Annotated in this window: 12 protein-coding genes; all 12 read left to right on the top strand. The window is 38.1% G+C overall.

What is annotated here, in order from left to right:
* The first annotated feature begins 210 nt into the window (after positions 1–210).
* The 12 genes from BW935_RS08330 to BW935_RS08270 all read left to right on the top strand — a co-directional run bounded on the left by BW935_RS08330 (position 211) and on the right by BW935_RS08270 (position 12,212).
* The gene (locus BW935_RS08330; protein WP_084565884.1) at positions 211–606 is read left to right on the top strand and encodes a four helix bundle protein; all 396 of its coding nucleotides are present in this window, start codon (positions 211–213) and stop codon (positions 604–606) included.
* Positions 607–822: 216 nt separating this feature from the next.
* Positions 823–1,938 carry a Wzz/FepE/Etk N-terminal domain-containing protein gene (locus tag BW935_RS08325; protein WP_076500517.1) on the top strand — a complete coding sequence of 372 codons (1,116 nt, stop codon included), beginning with the start codon at positions 823–825 and terminating at the stop codon, positions 1,936–1,938.
* 339 nt (positions 1,939–2,277) lie between these two features.
* Complete coding sequence (locus tag BW935_RS08320) at positions 2,278–3,594, top strand: UDP-glucose dehydrogenase family protein (protein ID WP_076500515.1); 1,317 nt, start codon at positions 2,278–2,280, stop codon at positions 3,592–3,594.
* Positions 3,595–4,442: 848 nt separating this feature from the next.
* Positions 4,443–4,658: an addiction module protein gene (locus tag BW935_RS08315; RefSeq protein WP_076500513.1), complete on the top strand. Its 216-nt coding sequence runs from the start codon at positions 4,443–4,445 to the stop codon at positions 4,656–4,658.
* Between the two features lie 5 nt (positions 4,659–4,663).
* Positions 4,664–4,954, top strand: a complete 291-nt coding sequence (locus BW935_RS08310) for a type II toxin-antitoxin system RelE/ParE family toxin (RefSeq protein WP_076500511.1) — start codon at positions 4,664–4,666, stop codon at positions 4,952–4,954.
* 805 nt (positions 4,955–5,759) lie between these two features.
* A complete protein-coding gene (locus BW935_RS18340; RefSeq protein ID WP_076500507.1) occupies positions 5,760–6,074 on the top strand; it encodes a DUF6922 domain-containing protein in 315 nt (104 codons plus the stop codon).
* The gene (locus BW935_RS08295) at positions 6,029–6,643 is read left to right on the top strand and encodes a nucleotidyl transferase AbiEii/AbiGii toxin family protein (protein WP_076500505.1); all 615 of its coding nucleotides are present in this window, start codon (positions 6,029–6,031) and stop codon (positions 6,641–6,643) included. The genes BW935_RS18340 and BW935_RS08295 overlap by 46 nt, the downstream gene beginning before the upstream one ends.
* A gap of 1,024 nt (positions 6,644–7,667) precedes the next feature.
* Positions 7,668–8,087: an adenylyltransferase/cytidyltransferase family protein gene (locus tag BW935_RS08290; protein ID WP_076500503.1), complete on the top strand. Its 420-nt coding sequence runs from the start codon at positions 7,668–7,670 to the stop codon at positions 8,085–8,087.
* A 129-nt stretch (positions 8,088–8,216) separates the two neighbouring features.
* A complete protein-coding gene (locus BW935_RS08285) occupies positions 8,217–9,179 on the top strand; it encodes a GDP-L-fucose synthase family protein (RefSeq protein ID WP_076500501.1) in 963 nt (320 codons plus the stop codon).
* A 328-nt stretch (positions 9,180–9,507) separates the two neighbouring features.
* Entirely contained in the window at positions 9,508–9,882 is a 375-nt protein-coding gene (locus BW935_RS08280) for a GxxExxY protein (protein ID WP_217695356.1), read from the top strand.
* A gap of 200 nt (positions 9,883–10,082) precedes the next feature.
* Positions 10,083–11,243, top strand: a complete 1,161-nt coding sequence (gene gmd / locus BW935_RS08275) for a GDP-mannose 4,6-dehydratase (protein ID WP_076500499.1) — start codon at positions 10,083–10,085, stop codon at positions 11,241–11,243.
* The gene (locus BW935_RS08270) at positions 11,244–12,212 is read left to right on the top strand and encodes an FAD-binding oxidoreductase (RefSeq protein WP_076500497.1); all 969 of its coding nucleotides are present in this window, start codon (positions 11,244–11,246) and stop codon (positions 12,210–12,212) included.
* Positions 12,213–12,247 lie beyond the last annotated feature (35 nt).

The raw sequence follows: 12,247 nt of genomic DNA, 5'->3' as shown, positions 1-12,247 counted from the left end.
TTACGGGATGCTTAATCGTTTAACTGAACCTGACAATTGAACATCAAATAACCAGCAATGTTTAATCGTTTAAGCCTTGTCCCGTAGAATTACGGGATGCTTAACTGTTTAACTGAATCTGTCAAGCAACACATCAAATAAGCAACCCCGACCCCTCGGGGCAGTTAAGCAAATAACCAACTAACCAAATAACCAACTAACCAAAAAGGCATGTCTTATCATATCTATTCTTTTGAAAAACTAGAAGTTTATCAATTAGCGAGAAAGTTAAGGGTGAAGGTTAGAAATTTATCGAAAGACTTTCCTACTTCTGAAAGATATGAATTAACAAGCCAAATAAGGAGGGCAGCAGATAGTATTGGAGCAAATTTAGCTGAGGGTTCAGGAAGAGCGTCAAATTTTGACCAAGCTCACTTTACAAATATGGCCTATTCAAGTTCATTAGAAGTAATTGACCATCTTAATACAGCGTCTGACATGGAATACATTACAAATGAATTATATGAAAAAACCAGATTAGAAATTGATGAACTTAACAATAAACTAAACGCACTTTACAGATTTCAATTAGGAAACAAAAACAATAACCTAAAAAACAAAAAGTAGATAAAATGTTTAATCGCTTAAGCCCTGTCCCGTAGAATTACGGGGTGCTTAACTGTTTAATTGAACCTATCAAACAACACATCAAATAATCAACCCCGACCCCTCGGGGCAAATAAGCAAATAAGCACATAACCAACCCCGACCCCTCGGGGCAACACATCAAATAACCAACCCCGACCCCTCGGGGCAAATAACCTTTAGCTACCTCTCTATCAAATGGCAGAAAATCAAAATACAACATCAAATAATCCTCAGGACGACGAAATAGACCTCCTCGCACTAGCCAAGACCATCTGGTCCCAACGTAGGAAAGTCATCTCCATCACCATCTCCTTCATGCTAATTGGACTAGCGGTTGCCCTACTTTCCCCCAAGGAATTTACAGCATCCTCTACCTTCATCCCCCAAACCTCCGAATCTGCCAAAGGCGGTGGATCCCTCGGTGGTTTAGCATCCCTAGCAGGAATCAACCTTGGTTCCATGGGTGGTGGATCGGAAATCCCGCCGGCATTGTATCCGAAAATCACCTCCTCAGTGACATTTAGAAAAGCACTCTTAGATGCCAAAATCAATGTCGAAGGATTAGATGAAGCAGTTACCTATCGAACCTATTTTGAAGATATCCACGCGCCAGGAGTTTTGGGTTTAATTAAAAAATACACCCTAGGTCTTCCAGGAGTCATCATCAAAGCCATTCGTGGTGAACAAGAAGAAAACATCACGCTGAATACAGACAATGGCTTGATCAAAGTAACGCAAGAGGAATTTGAGTTGTTTAAAGAGCTAGAAGGCAAATTCTCAGTCTCTCCAAATGAAAAAGAAGGCTTTGTGTCCCTTTCCTTCGTGATGCCAGAGCCATTGATGGCAGCTCAGATGGCTAAGTACGCCCAAGAACTCCTCCAAAACGAGGTGATCGCTTACAAAATAGGCAATACCAGAGAACAACTCAAATTCACCGAAGAGCGCTTCGAAGAAAAGAAAACAGAGTTTGAACAAATCCAATCTCGCCTCTCCACCTTCAGAGACCGCAACCAAAACATCGCCTCGGCAGCCGTACAAAACCAACTCCAAAGACTAGAAGCAGAATACAACTTTGCATTCAACATCTACACAGAACTAGCCAAGCAACTCGAGCAGGCCAAACTCCAAGTCTCCAAAGACACCCCCATATTCTCAGTAATCCAACCTGTAACCATCCCAACAGAAAAATCCGCCCCCAAGCGACCCCTCATCCTAGTTATCTTCACCATCCTCGGCCTCATCCTCTCCCTAGCCTACATCTTCGGCTCCGAATTCCTCAAAGGAATGAGGGAGCAGTGGAATGAGGGATAAATAAGGTCGAATTTAAATAAGGCCACAAAACTCACAAAGAAGCCCAAAGCCCACAAAAAAATAATCTTTGAGTTCTTCGTGTTTCTTAGAGTTTTTAGTGTCCCCCAAAAAAAAGAAAGCGCCACAAAACTCACTAAGTCCCTCAAAGCCCACAAAAGAGATGATCCATCGTGCTCTTTGTGTTCCTTAGAGTTCTTTGTGTTCCAAAATAAAAGGAAGCGTCACAAAACTCACAAAGAAGCCCAAAGCCCACAAAAAAATTAATCTTTGCGCTCTTCGTGTTTCTTAGCGCTCTTTGTGTTCCAAAATTCCTTTTTGAATAATTAAAAATTGTAGAATATGAAAATCACAGTCATCGGTACCGGCTACGTCGGACTAGTCTCAGGCGCTTGTTTCGCCGAAGTAGGAATCAATGTAGTATGCGTAGACGTCGATCAAAAGAAAATCGAAGGTCTCAAAAACGGCATCATGCCCATCTATGAGCCAGGCCTAGAAGAGATTGTCAAAAGAAACTACGCCTCTGGCAGACTACAATTCACCACAGACCTAGGCGATGCCATCCAAGGCTCAGAAGTAGCCTTCATCGCTGTAGGCACCCCTCCTGGTGAGGATGGTTCTGCTGACCTCAAATATGTCCTCGCCGTAGCTGATGAAATAGGAGCTAAAATGTCAGACTACATCGTAGTCGCCACCAAGAGCACCGTCCCTGTCACCACAGGTGAAAAAGTCCGTGCTGCTATCAAAACTGCCTTAGATAAGAGAGCATCGGACCTACCATTTGCTGTAGCCTCCAACCCAGAATTTCTCAAAGAAGGAGCAGCAGTAGAAGACTTTATGAAGCCAGATCGTATTGTCATTGGAGTAGATGACGAAAGGGCAGAGGCCATCATGAAGCGACTCTACAAGCCTTTCCAACTCAATGGAGACCGCATCATCTTCATGGATATCCCTTCTGCGGAGATGACCAAGTATGCAGCCAATGCCATGCTTGCCACCAAAATTTCCTTCATGAACGACATTGCCAACCTCTGCGAACTCGTAGGAGCCAATGCCAACATGGTCCGCAAGGGGATAGGTTCTGATCCAAGGATTGGTACCAAATTCATTTATCCTGGCGTAGGCTATGGAGGGTCTTGCTTTCCCAAAGATGTCAAAGCCATCATCAAAACAGGCAAGCAATACGGCTATGAACTCAAAGTTTTACAGTCCGTTGAGGATGTCAATGACGCACAGAAACATGTTCTAGTGAAGAAAATCAAGCAGCATTTCGGAGAAGACCTCTCAGGCATGACTTTCGCCATCTGGGGCCTCAGCTTCAAGCCTAACACAGACGACATGCGCGAAGCCCCGGCCATCGTCATCATCGATGAATTGATTGCTGCAGGTGCCAAAGTCAAAGGCTATGATCCCATCGCCATGAAAGAAGCCCAGCATATCTACATTGGAGACAAGATCACCTACGCCAAAGACGCTTACGATGCCTGTGTAGATGCTGATGCGCTTTTGCTGGTGACAGAATGGTCTGAGTTCCGTATCCCATCTTGGGAGGCCCTTGGCAAACTCCTCAACAACAAAGTCATCTTCGACGGCCGCAACATCTACGACAAAAAATACCTCCAAGACCTCGGCTGGATACATTACGGAATAGGAGTGTAGAAGGGGTTAAATGTTAAAAGTTAAGCGGTTAAAAGAGATTAACCGCTTAACTGTTTAATCGTTTAACAGAACCTCACAATTACACATCAAATAAGCAACAATGTTTAATCGGTTAATTGCTTAATCGTTTAACTGAGTCCATCAAAAAGAACAAAACCCAAACCTTTACCCTTTCATCTTTATCCTTTTACCTAAAAATTATTTCATCGTGCTCTTTGTGGCCCAAAAAAAAAGAAAGCGTCACAAAACTCACAAAGTCCCTCAATGACCACAAAATTATTTCATCGTGCTCTTTGTGATCCTTAGAGTTCTTCGTGTCCCAAAAAAAGAAAGCGTCACAAAACACACAAAACCCCTTAAACCCATCCTTTCACCTTTTTCCTATCTCCTATTTGTATTGCTTAATCGTTTAACTGGATCTCACAATTAAACATCAAATAAGCAACAATGTTTAATCGGTTAATTGCTTAATCGTTTAACTGAGTCCATCAAAAGGAACAAAACCCAAACCTTTACCCTTTCACCTTTATCCTTTTACCTAAAAATTATTTCATCGTGCTCTTTGTGATTCTTAGTGCTCTTTGTGGCCCAAAAAAAAAGAAAGCGTCACAAAACTCACAAAGTCCCTCAAAGCCCATAAAAAAATAATCTTTGAGTTCTTAGTGCTCCTTAGAGTTCTTGGTGTCCCAAAAAAAAAAGCACCACAAAACTCCCAAAATTAATTCTTCGAGATTTCGGTTCTCTTAAAAGGAATCAAATCTTGTAAAAATCGTTATTTCTGACTCTTGACTAACCAATTCTACAATTAATCAGTTAACTTAGTCCAAGTGCTTTAAATTCTGTATAAAATGAAAAATACCGAAAAATTACTCCAGCAATTTATGAAGTTACCACCACTTGAAAAAGCCAATATCATAGATCAGCTTCTGAAAAGCTTAGATGAACCAGACCCTTCTGTAGATAAATTGTGGGTAGAAGAATCAGAAAACCGCGTAAATGCTTATGAATCAGGTAAACTTATGGCATTAACTGAAGAAGAGTTTTTTAATATGAAGAAAAGCTAAATTTAATGACCTTACGTTATTTAAGTCTTGCAAAAATTGAATTAGACCAATCATATGAATTCTACGAGTCTCAAAAACCAAAACTCGGAGCAAGATTTTTAAGGGAGGTAAGACAAGGAATAAAAAGAATAGAAAATCAACCTACAGCTTGGACCCCAATTTCAAAAAGACTAAGAAGATGTTTATTAAATAAATTTCCTTTTGGAATAATTTACCAAATAAGAGAGAATGAAATTTTGATTATTGCAATCGCTCATTTACATAGAAAACCAAATTACTGGAAAAGCAGAACTTAAATTTAGTTAGTAACTATTTCTACTAACTTACAGGGTGATTCAATTAAACACCATTTGTGAAAATCCTCAGCGCTTCAGCGCTTAAAATTAAAAACATATCAAAATAAATACATCAACATCAAATCTCATGCTGTTATTAAAAAGCTAAAATTTAAAAATTCGATTAATTCGTTAAATTAGTGGTCAAAAACTCGTAAAAAGTTCAATAGGTTAAACCTTGTCCCGTAGAATTACGGGATGCTTAATCGTTTAACTGAGTCCATCAAAAAGAACAAAACCCAAACCTTTACCCTTTCACCTTTATCCTTTTACCTAAAAATTAATTCATCGTGCTCTTTGTGATTCTTAGCGCTCTTAGTGTCCCAAAAAAAAAGAAAGCGTCACAAAACTCACAAAGAAGCCCAAAGTCCACAAAAAAATAATTCATCGTGCTCTTAGTGCTCCATAGCGCTCTTAGTGTCCTAAAAAAAGAAAGCGTCACAAAGCTCACAAAGTCCCTCAAAGCCCACAAAAAAATAATCTTTGAGCTCTTCGTGCTCCTTCGAGCTCTTTGTGTCCCAAAAAAGAAAAGAAGCGTCACAAAACTCACAAAGAAGCCCAAAGTCCACAAAAAAATAATCTTTGAGTTCTTCGTGGTCCTTCGAGCTCTTTGTGTCCCTCAAAAAAAAGAAAGCGTCACAAAACTCACAAAACCTCTCAAAACCAACCTTTCGCCTTTCTCCTTTTTTTCCTAAACTTAACCAAATAATAAATCAATTTTTAAATTTCACTTTGCTATTTCCTATGATATAATTAAATTTCACAGATGAACTTTCAAAAAACTGATATCAAACCAAGCCATTTTTCATCCTATTTGTTTTGGGATATAGCTGTTGATAGCCTCGATTGGGATACTTCCGCCCCTTTGATAGTCGAAAGAGTCTTACAATTGGGACAACTTGAAGATTGGAATTTATTGAAATCCTATTATGGAATAGATAAAATCTTAGAGCTGGCAAAAAAACTAAATTCCTTAGACGATGTAACGATTAACTTTTTATGTACAATTTTTGAACAAAAGAAAGAAGATTTCAAATGCTACACACGGAGACAGTCCAGCCCGCACTTCTGGAATTATTAAGCAAGATCATGACTGATCCACTTTTTAATGAATTTAGATTAGTAGGAGGGACATCTTTAGCGTTACAGATTGGTCATAGACAATCAATTGACATAGATTTGTTTGGTGATCAGGAATTGGAAGAATATGAAATTTCTGATTTTTTGAGTCAGCTTGGTAAAATTCAAGTACTCAAGAAAAGTAAGAATATCTTAATTTATAGTGTCAATGGTATCAAAGTAGATTTTGTGAATTATAAGTATCCATGGCTAACTTCGGTAATTTCTGAAAATGAATTTAGACTTGCTTCAAAAGAAGATATAGGAGCCATGAAGCTAAACGCAATAGCTGGTCGTGGGAGCAAAAAGGATTTCATCGATCTATATTTTCTGCTTAACGAATTTTCTCTTGAAGAGCTGATTGGGTTCTATAGAGATAAATATCAAGATGGATCTGAATTCTTGGTATTAAAGAGCCTTTCTTACTTTGCTGACGCTGATACCGAGCCAACGCCATTAATGCTAAAAGATGCAAACTGGGATAAAATAAAGAATCAAATAGCAAATTCGACAAAAAATTATATGAAATAACCATTAATAGTTTAATCGATTAAGTGCTTAACTGTTTAACCGAACTTCTTAAATAGCACTTCAAATAAGCAACCCCGATCCTTCGGGGCAACCCCGACCCCTCGGGGCAACTAACCACTTTAAAGCTCCTGGTTACCCCAAAAAAAAGAAAGCGTCACAAAACCCACAAAACCTCTCAAAACCAACCTTTCACCTTTCACTTTTTACCTTTCTCCTAACTGGATTGCTTAATCGCTTAACTGAGTCTCTCGTCCATCTAGGCATAACAATCTTTCCGTTAAACGTTAAATGTTCATCGTTCAAACGTAGAAGTCCTTACCATTCACACATACTCCCACACTTAACGCTTAACGCTTAACGCTTAACGTTTTTAACGCTTAACGCTACCCACCCTCAAACCCAACCTTTAACCTTTTACTTTTTTCCTTTCTCCTAAATGAATTGTTTAACTGATTCTGACAAACAGCACTTCAAATAAGCAAATAACCAATTAAGCAAATAACCATTAAATGTTTCTTCGTACATAGTACAATTTTTTTTATAACCTTTCCCCTAAAAACTTGCATTCTCAAACCCAACCGAGTACTTTTGTTACTCACTTTGGAAGCTTCTATTTCATACTAATTATTCAGTATATAAGTTTTCCAAAGAAGCCGTTAAACAGCTTGTCCGCCGTGGCGGATTAATCGTTCAAACGTGGAAGTCCTTATCATTCACATATACTCCCACATCTACCTGGCGTAGACAGGTTTAACGCCTAACGCTTAACTTACATTCCCGCTAAGTCTGTGACCGAAAGGGCGAAGCTGTGCAAACATTGTCTAACTGTTGAATCGTGTAATCGATTAGAAAAACCGCTTATTCTCAACAATTCCTCAGTTAATCCTTACACAAAAATATTCGCTTTTCATTTATTCTTCGCGCCCATTGTGCCTACCTCACTTCAGCCTGTCCCGTAGAATTATGGGGGGAGGCTTCTTCGCGCTCTTTGTGGCTCAAAAAAATAAATAAACCACTTTTCCAAATGAAAAAAGCCATCATCGTATCAGGTTACTTCAATCCCATACATAAAGGCCATATTGAATATTTCAACCATGCCAAAGCAGCAGGTGATGTACTAATTGTCATCGTAAACAATGACCATCAACGTACCTTAAAAGGCTCAAAAGAATTCCAATTGGAAGATGAACGACTTTTTATTGTCTCCAACATCAAAAGCGTAGATCAAGTATTCCTTTCCATTGATCAGGATAGAACAGTATGCGAGACGATCAGACAAATACACAATCAATTAGGCGATACGTACCAACTAGCCTTCGCCAATGGAGGCGATCAAAATAACCAATCCATCCCAGAAGTTCCTGTTTGTGAGGAGCTAGGTATAGAACTCATCGACGGCCTAGGTGACAAGATTCAGTCAAGCAGTTGGCTGTTGAAAAAATAAAATGTTTAACGTTAATTGTTAAGCGTTAAGACGAATAGATTTAGTAAAGTTACAATCACCCCACATTGAAAGCTTAAACTCTGTGCAACTCGGTGACTCCTCAGTGAATCTCTGTGTTACTAAAAAAATATGGACAAATTTTCTAAAATATACATAGCAGGCCACCGTGGCATGGTGGGTTCTGCAATTTGGAGAGCCTTAGAAAATAAAGGTTATACCAACCTAATAGGTCAATCTTCCAAAGAACTGGACCTAAGAAACCAACAAGCAGTCCTAAATTTTTTCGATAAAGAAAAACCAGAAGTTGTTATAGACGCTGCCGCTAGGGTAGGAGGGATTCTGGCTAACAATGATTTTCCTTATCAGTTTTTGATGGAAAACATGCAGATTCAAAATAATTTGATCGACTCATCTCTCCAAGCCGATTGTCAAAAATTCATCTTCTTAGGATCTTCTTGCATTTATCCCAAACTTGCCCCGCAACCACTCAAAGAAGAATACTTACTCACGGCAAGCCTGGAGCCTACCAATGAATGGTACGCCATAGCCAAAATCACTGGGGTCAAAGCTTGTGAAGCCATCAGAAAGCAATTTGGCAAAGATTACATTTCCCTGATGCCGACCAACCTATATGGCTCTTATGATAATTTCGATCTAAAGACTTCTCATGTACTTCCTGCAATGATTCGCAAATTCCATGAAGCCAAGCAGTCAACAGGCAAAGGAAAACAGTCGACAGTTACGCTGTGGGGTTCAGGAACGCCTATGCGAGAATTCTTACATGTGGATGATATGGCTGATGCAGTTGTTTTCGCCTTAGAAAATCAATTCCAAGACAACCTTTACAATGTGGGAACAGGAACAGACCTCACCATCAAGGAACTCGCTGAATTGATACAAAAAATAGTAGGTCACCAAGGTGAAATTATCTGGGACAGCTCCAAACCCGACGGTACACCAAGAAAATTGATGGACGTCTCCAAAATGACCCAAGCCGGCTGGAAAGCCAAGATTGGATTAGAAGAAGGTATAAAAAGCACCTACCAATGGTTCCTCCAAAATGAAGATTCCTTCAAGGAAGTAAAGATGTGAAATTGCTTTCGCTTTAATTACACAGAGTTTCACTGAGGAGGCACTGAGTCACACAGAGAAAATATAAATAAAAAAACTCAGTGCATCTCGGTGCCTCCTTTGTGTATCTCGGTGATAAAAATGTAAAAATAGCGCATAGCCTAAATACACAGAGTTTCAATGAGTAGTCACAGAGTCATACAGAGGAGATATAAATAAAAAAACTCAGTGTATCTCGGTGCCTTCTCTGTGTATCTCGGTGATTAAAAAAAGTAAAAAATAGCTCTTAGCTTTAACTACACAAAGTTTCATCGAGGAGTCAAAAGTCATAAAAAAGAAAAAGTAGAAAATGATTGAAGAAGATTTACTAACTAAAAAAGTCATTGGAGCAGCTATAGAAATTCATAAAGAGCTAGGTCCTGGTCTTTTAGAATCAGCATATCAATCATGTTTAGAGTACGAATTAATTAAGGCAGGATTGGAAGTAAAAAAGGAATTATTTTTTCCAATTCGCTACAAAGAGATAGTTTTAAATCAATCTTATAGAATTGATTTATTAGTAGAAAATAAATTAGTCATTGAATTAAAAACAGTAGAGTTTCTTTCTGACGTCCATTTAGCTCAGATTTTAACATACATGAAATTTGGTGGATTTAGAAAAGGACTATTGCTCAATTTCAATGTTAAAATGATGAAAGATGGCATCAAAAGAGTAATCCTTTAATTTAAGAAAATTGAAAAATAATCTCAGTGCATCTCGGTGCCTCCTCTGTGTATCTCGGTGATAAAAAGAAATAAGAAATAGCGAATAGCTTTAATTACACAGAGTTTCACCGAGGAGTCACAGAGCGCCACAGTGAAAATATAAATAAAATAATCTCAGTGCCTTCTCCGTGTAACTCGGTGATTATAAAAAATAAATATATGAAAGTTGCATTAATAACTGGAATTACAGGCCAAGACGGCTCCTATCTAGCCGAACTTTTACTCGAAAAAGGCTATATGGTTCACGGGATCAAGCGTAGAGCCTCCTCTTTCAATACCCAACGTGTAGATCACCTTTATGTAGATCAGCACGAAAATAATGTCAATTTCAAGCTCCATTACGGTGACTTAACAGATTCTACCAACTTGATTAGGATCATCCAAGAAACCCAGCCTGACGAGATTTACAATTTAGGAGCAATGTCCCATGTAAAAGTATCTTTCGACTCTCCTGAATATGTAGCTAATGTAGATGGAATTGGTACATTGAGGATTTTGGAAGCGGTAAGAATCTTAGGCTTAGAAAAGAAAACGAGAATATATCAAGCTTCAACTTCTGAACTTTATGGAGGGATGCCTGAGAATAAAAATGAGAAGGGATTCTATGATGAAAATTCTCCTTTTTATCCACGTTCTCCTTATGGTGCAGCTAAGATCTATGGTTTCTGGATTACCAAAAATTATCGTGAAGCCTACAACATGTTTGCTTGTAATGGTATACTTTTCAACCACGAGTCCCCTAGAAGAGGAGAAACCTTTGTAACCAGAAAAATCACAAGAGCTGTTTCTAAGATAGCACTAGGTCTACAAAAAGTAATTTACATGGGAAACCTTGATGCCAAACGTGACTGGGGACATGCCAAGGATTATGTAAAAGCTATGTGGCTTATTCTCCAACAAGACGTTGCAGAAGACTTCGTAATAGCCACAGGAGTCACCACCAAAGTTCGTGACTTTATCCAAATGGCCTTCGCTCATGTCGGTTTCAATATTAAATTCGAAGGAGAAGGTGTAAACGAAGTTGGAATCCTTGATTCAATTGATCAAGTGATTTATGAAAAGGCAACCGGTTTAACAGTTAACTCCTTAACCCTTAACGTCGGAGACACTTTGCTAAAAATCGACCCCATCTACTTCCGCCCAACCGAAGTCGATCTTCTGCTCGGCGATCCTACAAAATCTAAAATCAAATTGGGATGGCAGCCAGAATATGATCTTAAAGGTTTAGTTGAGGACATGATGGTATCGGATTTGAATTTGTTTCAAAGGGATATGGATTTAGTAAAGGCAGGGCATCAAATATTTAATCAAGGAGAGTAAATGTTTAAAGTATTTTTAAAAGATAACACAAGTTTTGAATGTGAAAGTGGAGACACTATTGTAAATGCAGCTATGAAAAATGGTGTTTTTCTTGATCATAGTTGCCTTTCAGGTAGGTGCTCGTCATGTAAATTTAAAGTTATAAAAGGAGACTCTATCGCGAGTGAAAATGAAATCTCACTTTCAGAAGACGATGTAAATAAAAACTATATTTTAACTTGCGTAAGAAAGCCATTGTCGGATATTTATTTAGATGCTGAAGACTTGAGTTCTTTCGGACTTAAAAAACCAAAAACGTTACCTTCTAAAGTAGCTTCTTTTGAAAAACTTACAGACTTAATTCTTAAAGTAAAATTAAGATTGCCACCAACTCAAAATTTCGAGTTTATTGAAGGTCAATATGTTGATATAATAAAAGGCTCCATCAAAAGAAGTTATTCTATAGCAAGTTCATCTTCATCAGACAACTTAGAGTTTTTAATTAAAAATTACGAAGGTGGATTTATGAGTCAATATTGGTTTAATGATCTTGCTATTAATGATCTTCTAAGAATTGAAGGCCCAAAAGGGACTTTTTTCTTAAGAAATAACCATGACAAAGATACTTTGGTGTTTGTCGGTACAGGTACGGGAATTGCCCCAATAAAAAGTATCATAGAAAGTGAAAATTTTGATGAAAAAACAAAGCACATTAAAAACATATTTATTTTTTGGGGAATGGGGTATAGTGAAGAAATTTTCTGGAAGCCAAATAACTCACGAGTTAAATTTGTTCCAGTTCTATCTAGAGAGACAGATAGAAAACTATATGTTCAAAATGTCATTTTTGATTACCATTTCAATCTGGAAAGTACAGTAGTTTATGCTTGTGGTTCTGATATTATGATCTCAGAATTGAAGAGTAAATTTTTGAATTCTGGATTGAATGAAAAGGATTTTTTTTCAGATTCTTTTGTTCAATCAAACTAAAAAATATAAAAATAACTCAACTGAGCATTCTTTAA

Origin of the sequence: Belliella pelovolcani, from assembly GCF_900156785.1 — a bacterium.
Classification (GTDB): Bacteria; Bacteroidota; Bacteroidia; order Cytophagales; family Cyclobacteriaceae; genus Belliella; species Belliella pelovolcani.
Note: the sequence above shows the minus strand (reverse complement) of the source record. Positions and strands in the feature narration are given on the sequence as shown.